Here is a 22,726-nt window from a genome sequence, read left to right as displayed (position 1 = left end):
CGGCCGGAGGTGCCCGACATCCTTTAACGACCCGTCCCGTGAGGCGGGGAAGGAGGTCCGCCGTGGCGTACCCACCGGCTGCCCGCTCGTCACCACCGCGACAACCCTCGGTGAAGGTGATCCTCGCCAGCGCCGACGTACAACGCGTGGTCGATCGCATCGCCCACCAGATCCTGGAGAAGACCCAGGGCGCCGCCAACACGGTGCTGCTCGGGATTCCCACCCGGGGCACCCCCCTCGCCCGGCGGCTCGCCGACCGGATCAGCACCTTCGAGGACGTCGCCGTCGGCGTCGGTGTGCTCGACATCACCCTGTACCGCGACGACCTCCGTCGGCACGCCACCCGCGCGGTGGGTCCGACCGAGCTGCCCCCCGGCGGGATCGACGGCAAGCGGGTCATCCTGGTCGACGACGTGCTCTTCTCCGGCCGCACCGTCCGGGCCGCGCTCGACGCGCTCAACGACGTGGGCCGCCCGGCCTCGGTCCAGCTCGCCGTCCTGGTCGACCGGGGCCACCGGGAGTTGCCGATCCGCGCCGACTACGTCGGCAAGAACATCCCGACCTCGCTCGCCGAGAGCGTCAAGGTGACGCTCGCCGAGATCGACGGGACGGACGAGGTCAAGCTGTACGGGGGAACCGCCTCATGATCAAGCACCTGCTCTCCGGCGGGGACCTGGACGCCGACACCGCCACCGAGATCCTGGACACCGCCGCCGAGATGGCCACCGTCGCCGGCCGGGAGATCAAGAAGCTTCCCGCGCTGCGCGGACGGACCGTGGTGAACCTCTTCTACGAGGACTCCACGCGTACCCGGATCTCCTTCGAGGCGGCGGCGAAGCGGCTCAGCGCCGACGTGATCAACTTTTCCGCGAAGGGATCCAGCGTCACCAAGGGTGAGAGCCTGAAGGACACCGCGTTGACCCTGCAGGCCATGGGCGCGGACGCCGTCGTCGTCCGACACCCCGCCTCCGGCGCGCCGCACCGCCTGGCCAACTGGGTGGACGGGTCGGTCGTCAACGCCGGCGACGGCACCCACGAGCACCCCACCCAGGCGCTGCTGGACGCGTACACCATGCGGGCCCGGCTGGGCCGACTCGCCGGCCTGTCGGTCGCGGTGGTCGGGGACGTGCTGCACTCCCGAGTGGCCCGCTCCAACGTGCTGCTGCTCTCCACCCTCGGCGCCAAGGTCACCCTGGTCGGTCCGCCGACCCTCATCCCGGTCGACATCGCGGGCGCCCTCGCGCCCGGCACCGACGTCTCCTACGACCTCGACTCCGTCCTGCCGAACGTGGACGTGGTGATGATGCTGCGCGTGCAGCGGGAGCGGATGAACGACTCCTACTTCCCCTCCGCGCGCGAGTACGCCCGCCGCTACGGCCTGGACGGGCCGCGAATGCGCCGGCTGCCCGAGCACGCGATCGTCATGCACCCCGGCCCGATGAACCGGGGGATGGAGATCACCCCCGAGGTCGCCGACTCACCCCGCTCCACCATCGTCGAACAGGTCACCAACGGGGTCTCCGTGCGGATGGCTGTCCTTTACCTGCTGCTCGGAGGGAACAACCGGTGAGCGCGTACCTGATCACCAGCGTGAGTGTCGTCGGCGCTGCGCCGACCGACCTGCTGATCCGCGACGGCGTGATCGCCGAGGTCGGCCCCGGCCTGACCGCGCCGGACGCCACAGTCGTCGACGGCACCGGCCTGGTGGCCCTGCCCGGCCTCGTCGACCTGCACACCCACCTGCGCGAGCCCGGCCGGGAGGACGCCGAGACCGTCGAGTCCGGTTCCCGGGCGGCCGCGCTGGGCGGCTACACGGCGGTCTGCGCGATGGCCAACACGTCCCCGGTGGCGGACACCGCCGGCGTGGTCGAGCAGGTCTGGCGCCTCGGCCGGGAGGCCGGCCTGGTCGACGTGCAGCCGATCGGCGCGGTCACCGTCGGGCTGGCCGGCGAGCGACTGGCCGAGCTGGGCGCGATGGCCGACTCGGCGGCCCGGGTGCGGATCTTCTCCGACGACGGGCACTGCGTCGCCGACCCGAAGTTGATGCGCCGAGCCCTGGAGTACGTCAAGGCGTTCGACGGGATCATCGCCCAGCACGCCGAGGAGCCCCGGCTCACCGAGGGCGCCCAGATGCACGAGGGCGAGGTCTCCACCCGGCTCGGCCTGATCGGCTGGCCGGCGGTCGCCGAGGAGGCGATCATCGCCCGGGACGTGCTGCTCGCCGAGCACGTGGGCAGCCGACTGCACGTCTGCCACGTCTCCACCGCCGGCAGCGTCGAGGTGCTGCGCCAGGCCAAGGCCCGCGGGGTACGCGTGACCGCCGAGGTGACCCCGCACCACCTGCTGCTCACCGACGAACGGGCGGAGACCTACGACCCGGTCTACAAGGTGAACCCGCCGCTGCGCACCGCCGCGGACATCGCCGCGCTGCGCGCCGCCCTCGCCGACGGGGTGATCGACGTGATCGCCACCGACCACGCCCCGCACGCCGTGGAGGACAAGGAGTGCGAGTGGGCGTACGCCCGACCGGGGATGCTCGGTCTGGAGACCGCCCTCTCCATCGCGCTGGACGTGCTCGGCCCCGAGTGGGACCTGATCGCCGAGCGGATGTCCCGCACCCCCGCACGGATCGCCGGCCTCACCGGGCACGGCGTCGACCCCGCGCCGGGTGCGCCGGCCAACCTGACCCTGATCGACCCGGCCGCCCACCGCACCATCGAGCCGGCGGAGCTGGCCAGTCGCAGTCGCAACACCCCGTACGCCCGCATGACGCTGCCAGGTCGCATCGTGGCGACCTTCCTGCGTGGCGAGCCGACGGTCCTGGACGGAAAGGCAGTCAAGTGACCCGTAGACGTTCCGCGATCCTCGTACTCGAGGACGGGCGCACGTTCCCCGGCGAGGCGTACGGCAGCGTCGGAGAGACCTTCGGCGAGGCGGTCTTCAACACCGGCATGACCGGTTACCAGGAGACTCTCACCGACCCGTCGTACCACCGTCAGGTGGTGGTGCAGACCGCGCCGCACATCGGCAACACCGGCGTCAACGGCGAGGACGACGAGTCCGGTCGGATCTGGGTGGCCGGCTACGTCGTGCGCGACCCGGCCCGGATCGGCTCGAACTGGCGGGCCACCGGTGGTCTCGAAGACCGTCTCGCCACCGAGGGTGTGGTGGGCATCAGTGGCGTGGACACCCGGGCACTGACCCGGCACCTGCGCGAGCGGGGCGCGATGCGGGTGGGTATCTCCAGCATCGACAGCGACCCGCAGAGCCTGCTGGCCCGGGTGCGTCAGGCGCCGCAGATGGTCGGCGCGGACCTGTCCGCCGAGGTGAGCACCGCCGAGCCGTACGTCGTCGAGGCCCTGGGCGAGCACCGGTTCACGGTGGCCGCGCTGGATCTGGGCATCAAGCGCAACGTGCCGCGGCGGCTGGCCACCCGGGGGGTGACCACCCACGTGCTGCCGGCGTCGTCGAGCATCGAGCAGATGCTCGCCACCGGCGCCGACGCGGTCTTCCTGTCGCCCGGTCCGGGCGACCCGGCCACCGCCGACGTCCCGGTGGAGCTGGCCCGGGAGGCGCTGCGCCGCGAGGTGCCGCTGTTCGGCATCTGCTTCGGCAGTCAGATCCTCGGTCGGGCGCTCGGCTTCGGCACCTACAAGCTGGGCTACGGCCACCGGGGGATCAACCAGCCGGTGCTCGACCGGGTCACCGGCAAGGTCGAGGTGACCAGCCACAACCACGGCTTCGCGGTCGACGTGTCGGGCCGCGAACAGCGGCTCGGCGCGGTCCAGGTGCCCGGCGTCGGCGTCGGCGCCGTCGTCCCCGACCAGGTGATCGACACCGACTTCGGGGGCGTCCAGGTGTCCCATGTCTGCCTCAATGACAACGTGGTCGAGGGGCTGCGGGCGATGGACGTGCCCGCGTTCACGGTGCAGTACCACCCGGAGGCGGCGGCCGGCCCGCACGACGCCGACTACCTCTTCGACCGTTTCGCCGACCTGATCGAAGGTCGGAACCACAGCAAGGGGCGCAGCAATGCCTAAGCGGACCGATCTCCAGCACATCCTCGTGATCGGCTCCGGGCCGATCGTCATCGGGCAGGCCTGCGAGTTCGACTACTCGGGCACCCAGGCGTGCCGGGTGCTGCGCAGCGAGGGGATCCGGGTCAGCCTGGTCAACTCCAACCCGGCGACGATCATGACGGACCCGGAGTTCGCCGACGCCACGTACGTCGAGCCGATCACCCCGGAGTTCGTCGAGCTGGTCATCGCCAAGGAGCGCCCCGACGCGATTCTCGCGACCCTGGGCGGGCAGACCGCGCTGAACACGGCCGTCGCCCTGCACGAGGCCGGCGTCCTGGACAAGTACGGCGTGGAGCTGATCGGCGCGAACATCGACGCCATCAACCGGGGCGAGGACCGGCAGCTGTTCAAGGAGATCGTGGCGAAGGCCGGCGTACGGCTGGGCGTCGACGACCCGACCGCCCTGGTGCCCCGCTCGCGGGTCTGCCACTCGATGGAAGAGGTCGAGGCGACCGTCGCCGAGCTGGGCCTGCCGGTGGTGATCCGGCCGTCGTTCACCATGGGTGGCCTGGGTTCCGGCATGGCGCACACCCCGGAGGACCTGGCCCGCATCGCCGGCGACGGCCTGTCCGCCAGCCCGGTGCACGAGGTGCTCATCGAGGAGAGCGTGCTCGGCTGGAAGGAGTACGAGCTCGAACTGATGCGCGACCGGCACGACAACGTGGTGGTGGTCTGCTCGATCGAGAACATCGACCCGATGGGCGTGCACACCGGCGACAGCGTCACGGTGGCCCCGGCCATGACGCTCACCGACCGGGAGTACCAGCACCTGCGCGACCTCGGCATCGCCGTGCTGCGCGAGGTCGGCGTGGACACCGGCGGCTGCAACATCCAGTTCGCGGTCAACCCGGTCGACGGCCGGATCGTCGTCATCGAGATGAACCCCCGGGTGTCCCGGTCCTCGGCGCTGGCCTCCAAGGCGACCGGTTTCCCCATCGCGAAGATCGCCGCGAAGCTGGCCATCGGCTACACCCTCGACGAGATCCCCAACGACATCACCCTGAAGACCCCGGCGGCGTTCGAGCCGACCCTGGACTACGTGGTGGTGAAGATCCCCCGGTTCGCGTTCGAGAAGTTCCCCGGCGCGGACCCGGAGCTGACCACCACGATGAAGTCGGTGGGCGAGGCGATGAGCCTCGGGCGCAACTTCACCGAGGCGCTGAACAAGGCGATGCGTTCGATGGAAACCAAGTCGGCCGGTTTCTGGAGCGTGCCGGATCCGGCCGGGGTCACCCTGGCCGACACCCTCGCGGCGCTGCGGATCCCGCACGACGGCCGGCTCTACACGGTGGAGCGGGCGCTGCGGCTCGGGGCGTCGATCGCCGAGGTGGCCGAGGCGTCCGGCGGGATCGACCCGTGGTTCCTGGACCAGATCGCCGCGCTGATCGAGCTGCGCGCCGAGATCGTCGACGCGCCGGTGCTCGACGCCGATCTGCTGCGCCGTGCCAAGCGGGCCGGTCTGTCCGACCGGCAGCTCGCCGCGCTGCGCCCGGAGCTGGCCGCCGAGGACGGCGTGCGGACCCTGCGCCACCGCCTGGACGTACGCCCGGTCTACAAGACCGTGGACACCTGTGCGGCCGAGTTCGAGGCGACCACGCCGTACCACTACTCGACGTACGACCTGGAGACCGAGGTCGTGCCGTCGGACCGGCCGAAGGTGCTGATCCTGGGCTCGGGCCCGAACCGGATCGGGCAGGGCATCGAGTTCGACTACTCCTGCGTGCACGCCGTCCAGGCTCTGCGGTCGGCCGGCTACGAGACGGTCATGGTCAACTGCAACCCGGAGACCGTCTCCACCGACTACGACACCGCCGACCGGCTTTACTTCGAGCCGTTGACCTTCGAGGACGTCCTGGAGGTCTGGCACGCCGAGGACTCGTCCGGCCGGGCGGCCGGCGGGCCGGGCGTGGTCGGGGTGGTCGTCCAGCTCGGTGGGCAGACCCCGCTGGGGCTGGCGCAGCGGCTCAAGAACGCCGGCGTGCCGATCGTCGGCACCTCCCCGGAGTCGATCCACCTGGCCGAGGAGCGGGGCGCGTTCGGTGCGGTGCTGGCCCGCGCCGGCCTGCGCGCCCCGGCGCACGGCATGGCCACCTCGTACGACGAGGCCAAGACGATCGCCGACGAGATCGGCTACCCGGTGCTGGTCCGGCCGTCGTACGTGCTGGGCGGGCGGGGCATGGAGATCGTCTACGACGACCCGACGCTGCGCGACTACATCGGCCGGGCCACCGACATCTCCCCGGACCACCCGGTGCTGGTGGACCGGTTCCTCGACGACGCCATCGAGATCGACGTGGACGCGCTGTGCGACGCCGACGGCGAGGTCTACATCGGCGGCGTGATGGAGCACATCGAGGAGGCGGGCATCCACTCCGGCGACTCGTCCTGCGCGCTCCCGCCGATCACCCTCGCGGGCTCGCACCTGGCCGAGGTCCGCCGCTACACCGAGGCCATCGCGCGTGGCGTCGGGGTCCGTGGCCTGCTCAACGTGCAGTACGCCCTCAAGGACGACGTGCTGTACGTGCTGGAGGCCAACCCGCGCGCGTCGCGGACCGTCCCGTTCGTCTCCAAGGCGACGGCGGTGCCGCTGGCCAAGGCGGCGGCCCGGATCGCGCTCGGCGCGAGCATCGCCGACCTGCGTGCCGAGGGCCTGCTGCCGGCGACGGGGGACGGGGGCACGATGCCGGCCGACGCGCCGGTCGCGGTCAAGGAGGCGGTGCTGCCGTTCAAGCGTTTCCGGACCCGCGCGGGCAAGGGGATCGACTCGCTGCTCGGGCCGGAGATGAAGTCGACCGGCGAGGTGATGGGCATCGACACCAACTTCGGGCACGCCTTCGCCAAGAGCCAGTCGGCCGCGTACGGGTCGCTGCCGACCGCTGGGAAGATCTTCGTCTCGGTGGCCAACCGGGACAAGCGCGGCATGATCTTCCCGATCAAGCGGCTGGCCGATCTGGGTTTCGAGATCGTCGCCACCGCCGGCACGGCCGAGGTGCTGCGCCGGCACGGCATCGCCTGTGAGCAGATCCGTAAGCACTACCAGGCCGGTGCGGGCGACGACGCGGTGTCGCTGATCGGCGGCGGCCACGTGGCGCTGGTGATCAACACGCCGCAGGGCTCGGGTGCCAGCGCCCGCTCCGACGGCTACGAGATCCGCAGCGCGGCCGTCACGGCGGACATCCCGTGCATCACCACGGTTCCCGGCGCCGCCGCGGCGGTGATGGGCATCGAGGCGCGGATTCGCGGCGACATGCAGGTCCGCCCCTTGCAGGACCTGCACGTCACCCTGCGGGCGGCCCAGTGACACTGTTCGAGCAGGTCGTACGACCTGGGTTGTTCCGGATCGGCGGCGGGGACGCCGAGGCGGCGCACGAGTGGACGCTGCGGCGGTTGGCGGCGCTGTCGCGGCGGCCTGCCGCGCTCGCCGCGCTGCGGGCCCGCTACGCGGTCGACGCGCCGCGCACCGTGTTCGGGGTGCGGTTCCCCAATCCGGTCGGGTTGGCCGCCGGGATGGACAAGGACGGCGCGGCGCTGCCGGCCTGGCCGGCGCTCGGCTTCGGTTTCGTGGAGGTCGGTACGGTCACCGCGCACGCCCAACCGGGCAATCCCCGGCCGCGGCTGTTCCGGCTGCCGGCCAGCGAGGCGGTGGTCAATCGGATGGGCTTCAACAACGCCGGGGCCGCCGCGCTGGCCGCCCGGCTGGCGGCACTGCCGCGCCCGCTCGGGGTGCCGTTGGGCATCTCGCTGGGCAAGTCCAAGGTGACAGCGTTGGACGAGGCGGTCGAGGACTACCTCGCCTCGTACCGGGCGCTGCGCGGGCACGGCGACTACTTCGCGGTGAACGTGTCCTCACCGAACACCCCGGGGCTGCGGTCGTTGCAGGACCGCGCCCACCTGGACGCGCTGCTCGGCGCGTTGGTGGGGGAGAAGCCGGTGCTGGTCAAGATCGCGCCCGACCTGACCGAGGCGGCGATCGCCGAGCTGTTGGAGGTGTGTCTGGCCCGGGGCGCCGCCGGGGTGATCGCCACCAACACCACGCTGTCCCGGGACGGGCTGGCCGGCGTCGACGTCGAGCGTGGCGGGCAGGCCGGCGGACTCTCCGGCCGGCCGCTCACCGGGCGGGCCCGCGACGTGGTCGCCTTCGTCCACTCCGAGACCGGCGGCCGGCTGCCGATCGTCGGCGTCGGGGGTGTGCTGGATCCGGACGACGCGGCGCGGATGTTCGATGCCGGTGCCGCCCTGGTGCAGCTCTACACCGGCTTCATCTACCGCGGACCGGCCCTGGTCCGCGCCGCCGCCCGCGCGGCGGCCGCGACGGCGGCACCGGGGGCGGTCGCCGGTCGGTGACCGCCCTGATGCGGTGCTGGCCCCGGCGGTGCCGGGCCCGCTCCGCGCCGAGGACCACACGCCCGTTGATGCCCCTTTGCTCTGCACCCGCGGGTGCGCCACCCGGTGGGCGCCATTCGGTGGGTGCCATTCGGTGGGTGCCATTCGGTGGGCGCCACCCGGCCACCGGGTGTCGCGTCCGCGGGTGCAGAGCAAAGGCGGCGGACATGGGAAGCGGCGGCGGGGGCGGCGGCGAGGCCCGACCCGGCCGCAGGACGCCCGCCGTCCGGACCGCTTGATGCGCAGAGGAGTACGCGTGACACCCGAGGAGATCCTGGCCGCTGACCGGGCGCACGTCTGGCACCCGTACGCCGCGCTGCCGCCGGCCAACCCGCCGTACGTGGTGCGCGCCGCCGAGGGGGTGCGGCTCAGCCTGGCCGACGGGCGGGAGCTGGTGGACGGGATGTCGTCCTGGTGGGCGGCGATCCACGGTTACCGGCACCCGGTGCTGGACGCGGCGGTGACCGACCAGCTCGGCCGGATGAGCCACGTGATGTTCGGCGGGCTCACCCACGAGCCGGCGGTGCGGCTGGCCCGAACCCTGGTCGAGCTGACCCCGGACGGCCTGGAGCACGTGTTCCTGGCCGACTCCGGCTCGGTCAGTGTCGAGGTGGCGGTGAAGATGTGCCTGCAGTACCAGCGGGCCGTCGGGCGGCCCCAGCGGCGCCGGCTGGCGACCTGGCGGGGTGGCTACCACGGCGACACCTTCCATCCGATGAGCGTCTGCGACCCGGAGGGCGGGATGCACCACCTGTGGGGCGACGTGCTGCCCCGGCAGGTGTTCGCCCCGGTGCCGCCGGGTGGGTTCACCGATCCGCCCGACGACGGGTACGTGGCGGCGCTGGTGGAGACGGTCGAGCGGCACGCCGACGAGTTGGCCGCCGTGATCGTCGAGCCCGTCGTCCAGGGCGCCGGCGGGATGCGTTTCCACCACCCGGGTTACCTGCGGGTGCTGCGCGAGGTGACCCGCGCGCACGGAATTCTGCTGATCTTCGACGAGATCGCCACCGGGTTCGGCCGTACCGGCGAGATGTTCGCCGCCGGGCACGCCGGGGTGACACCGGACGTGCTCTGTGTGGGCAAGGCCCTGACCGGCGGGTACCTCACGCTCGCGGCCACCCTGTGCACCGCGGAGGTCGCCCGGGGGATCTCGGCGACCGGTGTGCTGGCGCACGGGCCCACGTTCATGGGCAACCCGTTGGCCTGCGCGGTGGCGAACGCCTCCATCGGGCTGCTGCGGGCCGGAGACTGGGCCGGGCAGGTCGCCAGGGTCGGTGCCGGCCTGCGCGCCGGTCTGGAGCCCTTGCGCGCCATGCCGGGCGTGGCCGACGTACGGGTCCTCGGCGCGATCGGCGTGGTCCAGCTCGATCACGAGGTCGACCTCGGGGCGGCGACCGCCGCCGCGGTCGCGCAGGGGGTGTGGCTGCGCCCGTTCCGCGACCTGATCTACACGATGCCGCCGTACGTCACCGACGATGCCGACGTGGCCCGGATCGCGACCGGGGTGGCGGCGGCGGTGGCGGCTGGCTGAGTCGGCCCGGTGACCGGGTCGACGGGTTACCCGGGCGGGTCGACCGCCCGGACGAGAAGAGGGGAACACTCCGATGGAGAGCTTCGGTACCCGGCTGCACCGGGCGATCACCGAGCGGGGCCCACTCTGTGTGGGCATCGACCCGCATCCGGGTCTGCTGGCTCAGTGGGGCCTCCCGGACGACGTCGACGGGCTCGACCGGTTCAGCCGAACCGTGGTGGAAGCCCTCGGTGACCGGGTTGCGGTAGTCAAGCCTCAGTCGGCCTTTTTCGAGCGGTTCGGGTCCCGAGGTGTGGCGATTCTTGAGTCAACTATCCGACAGTTACGAGATGCCGGCTCGCTCGTTCTGCTCGACGTCAAGCGCGGCGACATCGGCTCGACGGTGAGCGCGTACGCCGCCGCGTACCTTGATCCATCCAGCCCTGTGTATGTCGACGCGGTCACCGCGAGCCCGTACCTCGGGGTCGGTTCGCTGGCGCCGATGTTCGAACTGGCCGCCCAGCACGGCGGCGGGGTTTTCGTGCTGGCCCTCACCTCCAACCCCGAGGGTGCCGCCGTGCAGCGGGCCGTCACGGCCGACGGTCGCACCGTGGCGCAAACCGTGATTGATGAGATTTCCCAGCTCAACAGGGGTGCGTCCCCGCTCGGGAGCTTCGGTCTGGTGGTCGGCGCGACCATCGGTGACACCGGTCACGACCTCTCCGGTGTGGGCGGCCCACTGCTCGCTCCGGGGCTCGGCGCGCAGGGTGCCGGTGCGGCCGATCTGCGGACCGTCTTCGGTTCGAGCCTCGCCTCGGTGCTCCCGTCGTACTCCCGGGAAGTGCTCTCGGCGGGCCCTGACGTGGCCGCGCTGCGGGCCGCCGCGGACCGTGTTCTGGTCGACTGCCGGGCCGTTCTGCCTGCCCGGTGACTGACTGACGGGTCGGTCACTCTACGGTGATCATGCGGCCCCCACGTTGCCGAAAGCTCCGTTGGCCGCTAGTTTTCCCCGCGCTGGGAACCATGGACCCCTTGGTTCACAGCGACACCACGTTTCACAGATGCGGCGGTGCGCCCCGCCCGCCGCGATAGGGACCTGAGGAGAACTGGTGCCGCTCCCGTCACTGACCCCCGAACAACGCGCTGCCGCGCTCGAGAAGGCCGCGGAGATCCGCAAGGCCCGTGCTCAGCTGAAGGAGCAGCTCAAGCAGGGCAAGACCACCCTCGGTGCTGTCCTCGAGCGGGCCGAGAGCGACGACGTCGTCGGCAAGCTCAAGGTGTCGGCCGTCCTGCAGGCCATGCCGGGTATCGGCAAGATCCGGGCGACCCAGATCATGGAGAAGCTCAAGATCGCCGACAGCCGTCGCCTGCGTGGCCTCGGCGAGCAGCAGCGCAAGGCACTGCTTGGAGAGTTCGCCGCCAACTGAACCTGGCAGCGTGTAGAAACAAGCAGTGAGCACGGATGACGAGGCGCGCCCGGCGGCTCGGCTCACTGTCCTGGCTGGACCTTCGGGCTCCGGCAGGGAGAGTGTCGTCGAGCTTGTCCGGGCGCGTTCTCCGTCCGTGTGGATCCCGGTCGCGGCAACCACCAGGCCGCGCCGGGAGTCGGAGATCGACGGGGTGGACCGCGTCTTCCTCGCCCCCGCCGAGTTCGATCGACGGATCGTCGACGGCGAGCTGCTGGAGTGGTCCCGGATCGGTCCGCACCGCCGGGGCACCCCCTTTCCACCGCTGCGCGCCCGGCTCGATGCCGGGCAGCCGGTGCTGCTCCCGCTCGACCTGCGGGGCGTCCCACTGGTCCGGGCGCGCCTGCCCGATGCCCGGCTGGTGTTGCTGAGCCCACCCGGGTACGCGCCCGACGTCACGGTGGCCGCCACCGTCGCGTACGCGCTGACTCACGACCACACCGAACGGGTGGTTGCGGAGCTGGTAGGCTTACTCGGTTCTTCTTATCCGGATCCGGCCTGGTCACGCGTGCGTGGCTGACGGTCGGCCGCCGTTGAGACTCAGCACCGCGTCCGCGCGGCTCGAAAGACGCAGAGGTTAATTCGTGGGATCCATCGCCAACCCCGAAGGCATCACCAACCCGCCGATCGACGAGCTCCTCGAGAAGACGACGTCGAAGTACGCGCTGGTCATCTTCGCCGCCAAGCGCGCGCGCCAGGTCAACGCCTACTACAGCCAGCTCGGTGAGGGTCTGCTGGAGTACGTCGGCCCGCTCGTCGAGACCACCCCGCAGGAGAAGCCCCTCTCCATCGCCATGCGCGAGATCAACTCGGGCCTGCTCACCGCCGAGCCGACCGACCAGCCGTAAGCCCCCGCTGGCCGATGTCCGCCTCGATCGTCCTCGGGGTCGGGGGCGGCATCGCCGCCTACAAGGCGTGCGAGCTGCTGCGACTCTTCACCGAATCGGGTCACCGGGTTCGGGTGGTGCCAACCGCGTCGGCGCTCCGCTTCGTTGGAGCGCCGACCTGGGCCGCGCTCTCCGGTCAACCGGTCGCCGACGACGTCTGGACCGACGTCCACGAGGTGCCGCACGTCCGGCTCGGTAAGCAGGCCGACCTGGTGGTCGTCGCGCCGACCACCACCGACCTGCTGGCCAAGGCCGCCCACGGTCTCGCCGACGACCTGCTGACCAACACCCTGCTGACCGCCCGCTGCCCGGTCCTGCTGGCCCCGGCCATGCACACCGAGATGTGGGAGCACCCCGCCACCGTGGCCAACGTGGCCACGCTGCGCTCCCGCGGGGTGCGGGTCATCGAGCCCGCCGTCGGCCGGCTCACCGGCGCCGACACCGGCAAGGGTCGACTGCCCGACCCGGCGGAGATCTTCGCCGTCGCCGGTCGGTTGCTGGCCCGCGGCGACTCCGCCCCCGCCGACCTGGCCGGTCGCCGGGTGGTGGTGACCGCCGGCGGCACCCGCGAGCCGCTCGACCCGGTGCGTTTCCTGGGCAACCGCTCGTCCGGCAAACAGGGGTACGCGTTCGCCCGCGCGGCCGTCGCCCGGGGTGCCCGGGTCACCCTGATCTCGGCCAACGTCGGCCTTGCCGACCCCGCCGGGGTCGACCTGATCCGGGTGGGCACCACCGCCGAGTTGCGGGAGGCGACCGTCAAGGCCGCCGTCGAGGCCGACGCGGTGGTGATGGCGGCGGCGCCGGCCGATTTCCGGCCCGCGACGTACGCGACTGGCAAAATCAAGAAGTCGGACGACGGTGTCGCACCCACCATCGAGCTCGTCACGAACCCGGACATCGCGGCGGAGCTCGGCCAGCGCAAACGGCCGGGGCAGGTGCTGGTGGTGTTCGCCGCCGAGACCGGCGACGCCGAGGCCAACGGTCGGGCGAAACTCGCCCGCAAGCGGGCCGACCTGATCGTGGTCAACGAGGTCGGTCCGGACCTGGTCTTCGGCGCCGACACCAACACGGTGACGGTCATCGGCGCGGACGGCTCGGTGAGCCGGCTGCCCGAGCAGGCCAAGGAAGCGGTGGCCGATTCCGTCTGGGATCTCGTCGTGGCGCGGCTGCCTGGCCGCTCCTGACGGGTGGAACAGAGCACAACCGAACCCGACAGCGGCCGCAGTGGTGATTAAACTTCCGCGGAACGACTTCATACGCTTAGGAGTGCCGTGACACGCCGTCTCTTCACGTCCGAATCGGTCACGGAAGGCCACCCGGACAAGATCGCTGACCAGATCAGCGATGGCATCCTCGACGCGCTGCTGACCGAGGACCCCCACAGCCGCGTGGCCGTGGAAACCATGATCACCACCGGTCAGGTGCACATCGCCGGTGAGGTGACCACCAAGGCGTACGCCGACATCCCGACGATCGTCCGCCGGACCATCCTCGACATCGGCTACGACTCGTCGAAGAAGGGCTTCGACGGGGCCTCCTGCGGGGTGAGCGTCTCCATCGGCGCGCAGTCCGAGGACATCGCGCAGGGTGTGGACAACGCTTTCGAGTTGCGCACCGGGGCGTCGGAGAGCGCGCTGGACGCGCAGGGCGCTGGCGACCAGGGCATGATGTTCGGCTTCGCCTGCTCGGAGACGCCCGAGCTGATGCCGCTGCCGATCGCGCTCGCGCACCGGCTGGCCCGCCGTCTCTCGGCGGTGCGCAAGGACGGCACGATCCCGTACCTGCGGCCGGACGGCAAGACCCAGGTCACCATCGAGTACGAGGGGCTGCGTCCGGTCCGGTTGAACACCGTCGTGGTGTCCAGCCAGCACGCCGCCGACATCTCGCTGGACTCGCTGCTCACCCCGGACGTGCGCGACCACGTGATCGCCCCGGAGCTGGAGAGCCTCGGTCTGGACACCGACGGCTACCGGCTGCTGGTCAACCCGACCGGCCGGTTCGAGATCGGCGGCCCGATGGGTGACGCCGGGCTGACCGGCCGCAAGATCATCGTCGACACCTACGGCGGGTACGCCCGTCACGGTGGCGGCGCGTTCTCCGGCAAGGACCCGTCCAAGGTGGACCGTTCGGCGGCGTACGCGATGCGCTGGGTGGCCAAGAACGTGGTAGCCGCCGGTCTGGCCGAGCGGTGCGAGGCGCAGGTGGCGTACGCCATCGGCAAGGCGCACCCGGTGAGCCTGTTCATCGAGACGTTCGGCACCGAGACCGTGCCCGTCTCGTCGATCGAGAAGGCCGTCACCGAGGTGTTCGACCTGCGTCCCGCCGCGATCATCCGGGACCTCAACCTGCTCCGCCCGATCTACCAGCAGACCGCCGCGTACGGCCACTTCGGCCGGGAGCTGCCGGACCTGACCTGGGAGAGCACCGACCGGGCCGCCGACCTCAAGTCGGCCGCGGGAGCCTGACCGCCACCAAGCGCAGCGACCGGCGACCCGCGGACGGGTCGCCGGTCGCACGCGTCTGCGTGGACGTCGGACTGGCGCACCTGGACCGGCCGTTCGACTACCTGGTGCCGGCGGAGCTGGACGAGGTGGCCGTGCCCGGTACCCGGGTCAAGGTGCGCTTCGCCGGGCAACTCGTCGACGGGTGGCTGCTGTCACGCGCCGACGACTCCGGGCACACCGGCCGTCTCGCGTACCTGGAGAAGGTGGTCTCCCCGGAGCCGGTGCTGGCCCCGGAGGTCGCCCGGTTGGCCCGGGCGGTCGCCGACCGGTACGCGGGCAGCCTCGCCGATGTGCTCCGGCTCGCCGTGCCGCCCCGGCACGCGCGGGTGGAGAAGGAGCCACACGACGAGCCGCCCACCCCGGCGGCCCCCACCGAGGCGGTCGACCCGCGCGGGTGGCGCGACTATCCGGCCGGGCCGGCTCTGCTGCGGGCGCTCACCGACGGCCGGACGCCCCGCGCGGTCTGGTCGGCGCTGCCCGGTGAGGACTGGGCGGCCCGGTACGCCGACGCGGTGGCGGCCACCGTCGCCGGTGGGCGCGGCGCGGTGGTCGTGGTGCCCGACGCGCGTGACCTCGACCGTCTCGACGCGGCGCTCACCGGCGTCCTCGGCCCGGGGCGGCACGTGAGCCTCTCCGCCGCGCTCGGCCCGGCCCGGCGGTACCGGGCGTTCCTCGCCGCTCGCCGCGGCCGGGTGCCGGTGGTGATCGGCACCCGGGCGGCGATGTTCGCCCCGGTGGCCCGGCTCGGCCTCGTCGCCGTCTGGGACGACGGTGACGACCTGCACTCCGAGCCCCGGGCGCCCTACCCGCACGCCCGCGACGTGCTGCTCACCCGCGCCCACCTCGCGGAGGCCGGCGCGCTGGTCGGCGGTTACGCCCGGACGGCCGAGGCGCAGTTGCTGGTGGAGACCGGTTGGGCCCCGGAGGTCATCGCCGACCGGGCCACCGTGCGGGCGCGGATCCCGGCCATCGCGCCGACCGGCGACGACCCGCAACTGGCCCGCGACCCCGGGGCCGCCACCGCCCGGCTGCCCAGCCTGGCCTGGACGGCTGCCCGCGACGCGCTCCGCCAGGACCTGCCGGTGCTGGTGCAGGTGCCCCGCCGCGGCTACGTCCCGTCGATCTCCTGCGCCGAGTGCCGCACCCCGGCCCGCTGCGCGCACTGCGCCGGCCCGCTCGCGCTGCCCTCGGCCGGTGGCACCCCGGCCTGCCGGTGGTGCGCACGGGTGGCGGCCGCGTACGCCTGCCCGGAGTGCGGTGGGCGGCGGCTGCGGGCCGCGGTGACCGGCGCCCGGCGGACCGCCGAGGAGCTGGGCCGGGCGTTCCCCGACGTGCCGGTGCGCACCTCGGGGCGCGAGGAGGTGCTGACCGACGTGCCGGGCGGCGCGGCCCTGGTGGTGGCCACCCCGGGCGCCGAGCCGGTCGCCGAGGGCGGCTACGGCGCGGTGCTGCTGCTCGACTCGTGGGCCCTGCTGACCCGGGCCGACCTGCGCGCCGGCGAGGAGTCGCTACGCCGCTGGTTGGCGGCGGCGGCGCTGGCCCGCCCGGCACCGGCCGGTCGGGTGGTGGTGGTCGCCGACGGTGCGCTCGCCCCCGTGCAGGCGCTGCTGCGCTGGGACGCCGGCTGGTTCGCCGGTCGGGAGCTTGCCGAGCGCCGCGAGCTGGGCTTCCCGCCGGCCGTGCGGATGGCGAGCGTCACCGGGGCGGCCGAGGCGGTGGCGGACCTGCTGGCGGCGGCCCGCCTGCCGCAGGACGCCGAGGTGCTCGGCCCGGTGCCGGCCGAGGAGGGCCGGGAGCGGATGTTGGTCCGGGTGCCCCGGGCTCGGGCCGCCGCGCTCGCCGAGGCGTTGCACTCGGCCGCCGGCGTCCGGGCCGCTCGCAAGGCCGCCGATCCGGTTCGTCTCCAGGTCGATCCGCTGAGCCTGTTCTGAGGTGTTTCGGCCGGTACTGACGGTCGCGGACCTCACCCGCTGCCGGTGGCTCTCGCACACCTCGTCCGGCAAAGCGATGGCGCCCGAGTGGTAGCATCGCCCGTCATGCCAAGGCGTTCGACGGGCTCCAGGTCGCGAGGGAGCGTCAGCCGCGCCCAGTTGGCGCCGTCGCGGGATGGCGCGACGATGGCGGGAACGCGTCGGTCGGGCGCGAGGTCGATGATGTCAATGAGCCGGTGATCAGGGGTGGACCAGTCGTGACCGTTGGACAATCGATCGTCTTCAACGGCGACCTCGGCAGCGGCAAGAGCACCGTGTCGGTCGAGATCGCCAAGCGGCTCGGCATGCGCCGGGTCAGCGTGGGGGACCTCTACCGGGAGATGGCGCAGCAGCGGCAGATGACCGCGCTGCAGCTCAATCTGCACGCTGAGCTGGATCAGGCCGTCGACGGCTACGTGGACCAGCTCCAGCGGGACATCGCCGCCTCCGGTGAGCGCCTCATCATGGACTCCCGGCTGGCGTGGCACTTCTTCACCGACGCGCTCAAGGTGCACATGATCACCGAGCCGGGTGAGGCGGCCCGCCGGGTGCTCGCCCGCCCCTCCGGGCCGGCCGAGAGCTACGCCTCGCTGGAGGAGGCCAAGGCCAAGCTCCGGGAGCGCAGCGCCAGCGAGCGCAGTCGGTTCATCATCCGTTACGGGGTCGACAAGGCCCGGCTGCGCAACTATGACCTGATCTGCGACACCACCCGGGCGTCCGCCGCCGAGGTGATCGAGCACATCGTGGCCGCGTACGAGGGGACGCTCGGCGCCGAGGTGCTGCGCGACGGGCCCCCATTGCTGCTGCTGGACCCGGCCCGGGTCTACCCGACCGAGGACATCGCCACCCTGCGTGGTCTGTGGGACACCGACTTCGTCGGTGGGGTGGCCGAGGCCGGCGACGAGGCCCTCGAACCGCTGAAGATCGGGTTCACCGGCGAGTACTTCTTCGTCGTCGACGGCCACCGCCGCCTCAGCGCCGCTCTGCAGAACGGCTTCTCCCTGGTCCCCGCACAGCTGGTCGCCGAGGTCGACGAGCCGGTGGTGGGCGGGATGACGGCGATCGACTACTTCGCCGCCCAGGTGCGCCCCGGCCTGATCTACGACTGGGAGGCGGCTCACAAGATCCAACTGCCGCTGCCCGAGCCGGCGCTGCTCCGCGGCGACGCGGTGCTCGCGGGGGACCCGGCCGCCGGCGTCTGAGCGAGGCCGGGCCGACGCGCGGGGTACGCGCGCCGGCCCGGCCACCGAGTCGTACGGCGGATAGCTGGTACGGCTCAGCCGAGGACGACACCCGTGGCGCCGACGCCGGCCATGCCGGAGAAGATGTCCTCGTAGTAGAAGCGCCAGGCGCAGATCCGCCCGGTGGGGCGGTAGCCGGTGCAGTCCGTCGACGTGAAGGTGTCGTCGATGGCGGTGTTGGTGCCGGTCGCCCAGACCTGGAGGGTGTTCGCCGCGTTCACGATCTCCACCGGGCCGCCGCTGTCGCCCTGACCGACGGCGTTGAGTTGGGCGGTGTGCTCCGCCTGGACCTGCCCGCAGACCTGGCCGAAGTCGCGCACGTTGATGCACAGGTTGCGGGCCTTCACCTGGATCGAGCAGCGGGTGCCGGAGTACGCGCCGGAGGTGCACACCCAGTTGCCGACCTGGCTGGCCGAAGCGCCGATCACCTGGTTGCTGAACTCACTGACCACGTTGCCGTTCGCGTCGGTGCTGTTGTTGAAGACCCGGCCGCCGGAGCCGGCCGACAACAGCAGGGTGTCGGTGCCGGTGTTGCGGGTGCTGACGGTGCCCATCGACTGCCCGGTCGGGTCGGTCGCGACGTTGTTGAGGTTGCCGCAGTGCGCGGCGGAGAGGATCCGCGCGTTCCCGTTCTTGAAGACCCCGAAGCCGGTCGAGCAGCCACCGCCGGTGGTGGCGTTGCGCCAGGCGGCACCACCCCACCACGGCGCGGTGTCGTCCCACCGGGTCGCGGGCGCGGCGGCGACCTTGGTCTGTACGGTCACCGGCACGCCGGCCATGGCCGACGCGCCGAGCAGCCCGTCCTGCGTGCCGACGAGCAGGCCGGCACCGTCGGCGCGCGGCCCGACAGTGGTGATCTCGTCGCCCGCCTTGGCGCGCAGGCGGTCGGCTGCGGCGAGCAGTTCCCGCTGCGAGTACGCGGCGGGCAGCACCTGGGTGGCGACGGTGGCCCGGGCGGTGGCCACCAGGCTCGCCGGCGGCTCGCCCTTCCAGTAGACCTGGAGGTGGCGGGTGGTGGGGTCGGCGACGATGCCGGCGAAGCCGGAGTTCGGGTTGCGCTCGGCCACCTTCGTGATCCGGTCGGCGGCGCTGTTCATGCGCTGCTGCAGCCGGAGCAGTTCCGACCAGGAGGCGAAGCCGCCGGGCACCGGCGTGCTGTCGACGAAGGATCCGGTGGCGGCGGCCGCCTTGCCGCCCAGTGCGGCGGTGGCGGGTGTGGCGGTCATGCCGGCGGCGAGCAGCGCGAGGCTGACCGCGGTGACGGCGACGCGACGCAGCATCGCCGCGGGGCGCCGGGTGGTCGGGTGTGGACGGATCATCGGGTACCTCTTCCCCCAGGGGTCGTGGAGCGGGCCGTGCCCGCACCAGGACGGTGGCAGGGGCGTCGACGCCATGGGGCGGATCCTGGACGGGACTGGACACCGCTGGACACCGTCGGACGGGATAACGGTCCGCAGTGGAACTGTCATACATTGGCAACCGTCTATCGAGCGGCGTGGAGCCGGAATTACCCTGCCCGTGCGCGTCCGGGGGGCCGGATGACCGGGGTGGGGGTCGCATGTCTGAGCAGTGGATACCGTCCGGCACTCATCAGACGTCACACGGGTCAGCCGAGCTGGTCCGCCTCGGCGCCGAGACGCAGACACTGCCCGAGCTGGCCGGATTGCTGCGCCAGCTGCGCCGCCGCGAAGCCCGGCAGCAGGGCGAGACGCTGCTGACGTACCGACAGTTGGCCGCGAAGACCGGCTGGTCGCGCGGGATCATCGGGGAGTACTTCGCCGGCAACATCCTGCCGCCACCGGAGCGGTTCGACGTCCTGATCCGACTGCTCGGGGCCAGCCCCGCCGAACAGGGGGTGCTGGCCACCGCACGGGACCGGGTCGAGGAGCGACGCCGACGCCCGAGCCGGGAGCACGCGAGCACCGGGCGGGCGGTCGCGCGGGCCGGGGTCGGCGGCCCGCGCGCCGGCGTCACGTCCCCCCGGTTCCCGACACCCCGCCAGCTGCCCCCGGCGCTGCCCGGGTTCGTCGGGCGGGCTACCCAACTCGCCACGCTCGAGGCCGACTGCGCCCGCGCCGTGGCACCCGGGAACGACGGCACGGCGGCGGTCACCGTCATGACGTTGTCCGGTACGGCCGGGGTCGGCAAGACGACCCTCGCCGTCCACTTCGCGCACCGGGTCGCCGACCGCTTCCCGGACGGCCAGCTCTACGTCGACCTGCGCGGGTTCGACGCCACCGGAACGGTGGTGACGGCCGTCGAGGCGGTCCGAGGTTTCCTGGAGGCCCTCGAGGTGCCGCCCGAACGCATCCCCACCCACCTGCCCGCCCAGGTGGGCCTCTACCGCAGCCTGCTCGCCGGCCGCCGGATGCTGGTGCTGCTGGACAACGCCCGCGACGCCGAGCAGATCCGACCACTGCTGGTCGGCAGCCCGACCTGCCTGGTCCTGGTGACAAGCCGCAACCGGCTCGCCGGGCTGATCGCGGCCGAGGGCGCAAGGCCGATCGGCGTCGACCTGCTCAGCACCGCCGAGGCCTGGCAACTGTTGGCCCGCCGGCTCGGCACGGACCGGTTGGCGGCCGAGCCGCAGGCGGTCGACGAGATCATCGAGCGGTGTGCCCGGCTGCCGCTGGCGCTGGCCGTGCTCGCCGCGAGAGGCGCGGAGAAGGCGACGTTCCCGCTGGCCACCCTCGCCGCCGAACTGCGGGCGGCGCCGCGACCACTCGACTCGTTCGACGGAGGGGACGCCGGCACCGACGTGCAGGCCGTCTTCTCCTGGTCGTACCGGAGCCTGACCCCGGCGGCGGCCCGCCTGTTCCGGCTCTTCGGCTGCCATCCCGGACCGGACATCGGGTTCGCCGCGGCGGCCAGTCTGGCCGGGCTGCCCCCGGCCCAGGTGCCCCGACTGCTGGCCGAACTGGCCCACGCGCACCTCGTCACCGAGCACGCCCCCGGTCGGTTCGGCGCGCACGACCTGCTCCGGGCGTACGCGGCCGAGCAGGTCGAACGGCTCGAACCGGAGCAGGCCCGGCGGGCCGCGATCCGTCGTGGGCTGGACCACTACCTGCACACCGCGCACGCGGCGGCACTGCTGCTGCAACCGGGTCGGGACCCGGTCACCCTCACCGCCGCCGCGCCGGGTGTGCTGCCCGAGGAGATCACCGACCTCGACCAGGCGCTGGCCTGGTTCACCGTCGAGTATCCGGTGCTGCTGGCGGCGGTCGCCCACGCGAGGCGGGCCGGGTTCGACGGTCACGCGTGGCAGCTGGCCTGGACGTTGGTGGACTTCCTGCAACGCCGGGGGCGGTGGCCGGACCTGGCCGTGGCCCAGCGCAACGCCCTGGCCGGGGCGCAGCGGGCCGGCGACCGACCCGGGCAGGCGAACGCCCACCGCGACCTCGCCAGGGTGCTGTACCGGCTGGGCCGGGTGAACGAGGCGGCGAGGAACTACCGGCAAGCCTTGGTGATCTTCGCGGAGCTGGCCGACCACACCGGGCAGGCGCGCACCCACCGGGCGTTCGGCGCGATGCTCGACGGGCTCGGCCGGCACGCCGAGTCCCTGGAACAGAGCGAGCGGGCCCTGGCGCTGTACCGGGCCGCCGGGCACGTCGCCGGGGAGGCCAGCGCCCGCAACGCGGTGGGGTGGGCGTACGCCCAGCTCGGCCGGTACGAGCCGGCGCTCGGGCACTGCCGGGAGGCGTTGGCGCTGCTGCGGACGACAGGGGACCGGCACGGCGAGGCCAACACCTGGGACAGCCTCGGCTTCATCCACGCCCGACTGGCCGACCACCCGGCGGCGATCCGCTGTTTCCAGCGGGCCATCGGGCTGTACCGGCGGGTCAGCGACCGTTACGACGAGGCGGACACTCTGACCCGGCTCGGCGAGAGCCGGCAGGCGGTGGGAGACGCGGCCGGCGCCGCGCGTACCTGGCGGCGGGCCCTGGTCATCCTCGACGATCTCGGTCATCCGGGCGCCGAGCGGGTCCGGGAGCTGTTGGCCGGGTAGCCCGCCGGTGACGCTGGGCACACCGGCGGTGGTGGAGCGAGGTGCGCCGCCCAGCGCCCGGCCGTGCACTCCGTAGACTGGTACGGCACCGCTCGTCCACCCGAAGAAGGAGCCGTCCCGCGTGACCGTCCAGCCCATCCGTCTGTTTGGGGATCCGGTGCTGCGCACGCCGGCCGATCCGGTGGTCGACTTCGACGCCGAGCTACGTCGGCTCGTCGCCGACCTCACCGACACGATGCGTGAGCAGAACGGCGCCGGCCTCGCCGCGCCGCAGCTCGGTGTGAGCCTGCGGGTGTTCACCTTCGACGTCGACGACGTCCTCGGGCACCTGATCAACCCGGTGCTGGAGTTCCCCGACGAGGAGGAGCAGGACGGCCCGGAGGGCTGCCTGTCCATCCCCGGGCTCTACTTCGACACCAAGCGTCGGCAGAACGTCATCGCCAAGGGTTTCAACTCGTTCGGCGACCCGATGCAGATCGTCGGCACCGGCCTGATGGCGCGCTGCGTGCAGCACGAGACCGACCACCTCGACGGGGTGCTGTTCCTGGACCGGCTGGACCCGGAGGGGCGCAAGGACGCCATGAAGGCGATCCGCCAGGCCGAGTGGTACGACGCGGCGGCCCCGCCCACGGTCAAGCTCAGCCCGCACGTCGGCAACCCCTTCGGTCTGGGGCGCTGAC

General features: G+C 72.6%; 18 protein-coding genes. 17 read left to right on the top strand and 1 reads right to left on the bottom strand.

The annotated features are described in order from the left end of the window. Nucleotides 1–62: 62 nt before the first annotated feature. The 15 genes from pyrR (at nt 63) to ACZ6NZ_RS09725 (ending at nt 18,001) form a co-directional block, all read left to right on the top strand. Nucleotides 63–647, top strand: coding sequence for a bifunctional pyr operon transcriptional regulator/uracil phosphoribosyltransferase PyrR (pyrR, locus tag ACZ6NZ_RS09795; RefSeq protein WP_465857521.1), 585 nt, complete (start codon nt 63–65; stop codon nt 645–647). Beyond that, complete coding sequence (locus tag ACZ6NZ_RS09790) at nt 644–1,570, top strand: aspartate carbamoyltransferase catalytic subunit (protein ID WP_030335650.1); 927 nt, start codon at nt 644–646, stop codon at nt 1,568–1,570. Before pyrR ends, ACZ6NZ_RS09790 begins: the two co-directional genes overlap by 4 nt. Continuing rightward, complete coding sequence (locus tag ACZ6NZ_RS09785; RefSeq protein ID WP_465857519.1) at nt 1,567–2,844, top strand: dihydroorotase; 1,278 nt, start codon at nt 1,567–1,569, stop codon at nt 2,842–2,844. Before ACZ6NZ_RS09790 ends, ACZ6NZ_RS09785 begins: the two co-directional genes overlap by 4 nt. Beyond that, on the top strand, nt 2,841–4,040 hold the full coding sequence (gene carA / locus ACZ6NZ_RS09780) for a glutamine-hydrolyzing carbamoyl-phosphate synthase small subunit (RefSeq protein ID WP_465857517.1): 1,200 nt from the start codon (nt 2,841–2,843) through the stop codon (nt 4,038–4,040). The genes ACZ6NZ_RS09785 and carA overlap by 4 nt, the downstream gene beginning before the upstream one ends. After that, nucleotides 4,033–7,380, top strand: coding sequence for a carbamoyl-phosphate synthase large subunit (gene carB / locus ACZ6NZ_RS09775; protein ID WP_465857515.1), 3,348 nt, complete (start codon nt 4,033–4,035; stop codon nt 7,378–7,380). Before carA ends, carB begins: the two co-directional genes overlap by 8 nt. Further along, a complete protein-coding gene (locus ACZ6NZ_RS09770; RefSeq protein ID WP_465857513.1) occupies nt 7,377–8,423 on the top strand; it encodes a quinone-dependent dihydroorotate dehydrogenase in 1,047 nt (348 codons plus the stop codon). The genes carB and ACZ6NZ_RS09770 overlap by 4 nt, the downstream gene beginning before the upstream one ends. Before the next feature lie 295 nt (nt 8,424–8,718). Beyond that, the gene (locus ACZ6NZ_RS09765) at nt 8,719–9,993 is read left to right on the top strand and encodes an adenosylmethionine--8-amino-7-oxononanoate transaminase (RefSeq protein WP_465857511.1); all 1,275 of its coding nucleotides are present in this window, start codon (nt 8,719–8,721) and stop codon (nt 9,991–9,993) included. Nucleotides 9,994–10,066: 73 nt separating this feature from the next. Further along, nucleotides 10,067–10,903, top strand: coding sequence for an orotidine-5'-phosphate decarboxylase (gene pyrF / locus ACZ6NZ_RS09760; protein WP_465857509.1), 837 nt, complete (start codon nt 10,067–10,069; stop codon nt 10,901–10,903). A gap of 178 nt (nt 10,904–11,081) precedes the next feature. Then, nucleotides 11,082–11,399, top strand: a complete 318-nt coding sequence (mihF, locus tag ACZ6NZ_RS09755) for an integration host factor, actinobacterial type (protein WP_030335662.1) — start codon at nt 11,082–11,084, stop codon at nt 11,397–11,399. 25 nt (nt 11,400–11,424) lie between these two features. Next, complete coding sequence (locus ACZ6NZ_RS09750; RefSeq protein ID WP_465857507.1) at nt 11,425–11,958, top strand: nucleoside/nucleotide kinase family protein; 534 nt, start codon at nt 11,425–11,427, stop codon at nt 11,956–11,958. A gap of 64 nt (nt 11,959–12,022) precedes the next feature. Beyond that, complete coding sequence (rpoZ, locus tag ACZ6NZ_RS09745) at nt 12,023–12,286, top strand: DNA-directed RNA polymerase subunit omega (RefSeq protein ID WP_030335666.1); 264 nt, start codon at nt 12,023–12,025, stop codon at nt 12,284–12,286. Nucleotides 12,287–12,300: 14 nt separating this feature from the next. Next, complete coding sequence (gene coaBC / locus ACZ6NZ_RS09740; protein WP_366611721.1) at nt 12,301–13,509, top strand: bifunctional phosphopantothenoylcysteine decarboxylase/phosphopantothenate--cysteine ligase CoaBC; 1,209 nt, start codon at nt 12,301–12,303, stop codon at nt 13,507–13,509. Nucleotides 13,510–13,596: 87 nt separating this feature from the next. Further along, nucleotides 13,597–14,790, top strand: a complete 1,194-nt coding sequence (gene metK / locus ACZ6NZ_RS09735) for a methionine adenosyltransferase (RefSeq protein WP_091401916.1) — start codon at nt 13,597–13,599, stop codon at nt 14,788–14,790. Beyond that, a complete protein-coding gene (locus tag ACZ6NZ_RS09730; protein WP_465858400.1) occupies nt 14,787–16,760 on the top strand; it encodes a primosomal protein N' in 1,974 nt (657 codons plus the stop codon). Before metK ends, ACZ6NZ_RS09730 begins: the two co-directional genes overlap by 4 nt. Nucleotides 16,761–17,017: 257 nt before the next feature. Beyond that, nucleotides 17,018–18,001, top strand: coding sequence for an AAA family ATPase (locus ACZ6NZ_RS09725; protein WP_357233877.1), 984 nt, complete (start codon nt 17,018–17,020; stop codon nt 17,999–18,001). A gap of 74 nt (nt 18,002–18,075) precedes the next feature. On the opposite strand, the gene ACZ6NZ_RS09720 is transcribed toward ACZ6NZ_RS09725, so the two are convergent. After that, a complete protein-coding gene (locus ACZ6NZ_RS09720; RefSeq protein ID WP_465857503.1) occupies nt 18,076–19,359 on the bottom strand; it encodes a chymotrypsin family serine protease in 1,284 nt (427 codons plus the stop codon). Between the two features lie 239 nt (nt 19,360–19,598). Between ACZ6NZ_RS09720 and ACZ6NZ_RS09715 the strand changes: the two genes are divergently transcribed. Together ACZ6NZ_RS09715 and def are read left to right on the top strand one after the other, a co-directional pair. Then, nucleotides 19,599–22,046 carry an ATP-binding protein gene (locus tag ACZ6NZ_RS09715; RefSeq protein ID WP_465857501.1) on the top strand — a complete coding sequence of 816 codons (2,448 nt, stop codon included), beginning with the start codon at nt 19,599–19,601 and terminating at the stop codon, nt 22,044–22,046. Nucleotides 22,047–22,167: 121 nt separating this feature from the next. Further along, the gene (gene def / locus ACZ6NZ_RS09710; RefSeq protein ID WP_366611711.1) at nt 22,168–22,725 is read left to right on the top strand and encodes a peptide deformylase; all 558 of its coding nucleotides are present in this window, start codon (nt 22,168–22,170) and stop codon (nt 22,723–22,725) included. Nucleotide 22,726 lies beyond the last annotated feature (1 nt).

The sequence above is a fragment of the Micromonospora sp. NPDC047756 genome (genome assembly GCF_055587245.1).
This window is presented reverse-complemented; position numbering and strand designations above follow the sequence as displayed.

What these genes read in the sequence shown, in the direction of transcription:
- ACZ6NZ_RS09790 (WP_030335650.1), top strand. Translation starts at nt 644, where the DNA reads ATGATCAAGCACCTGCTCTCCGGCGGGGACCTGGACGCCGACACCGCC.
- carB (WP_465857515.1), top strand. Translation starts at nt 4,033, where the DNA reads ATGCCTAAGCGGACCGATCTCCAGCACATCCTCGTGATCGGCTCCGGG.
- pyrF (WP_465857509.1), top strand. Translation starts at nt 10,067, where the DNA reads ATGGAGAGCTTCGGTACCCGGCTGCACCGGGCGATCACCGAGCGGGGC.
- coaBC (WP_366611721.1), top strand. Translation starts at nt 12,301, where the DNA reads ATGTCCGCCTCGATCGTCCTCGGGGTCGGGGGCGGCATCGCCGCCTAC.
- ACZ6NZ_RS09720 (WP_465857503.1), bottom strand. Translation starts at nt 19,359, where the DNA reads ATGATCCGTCCACACCCGACCACCCGGCGCCCCGCGGCGATGCTGCGT.
- ACZ6NZ_RS09715 (WP_465857501.1), top strand. Translation starts at nt 19,599, where the DNA reads ATGTCTGAGCAGTGGATACCGTCCGGCACTCATCAGACGTCACACGGG.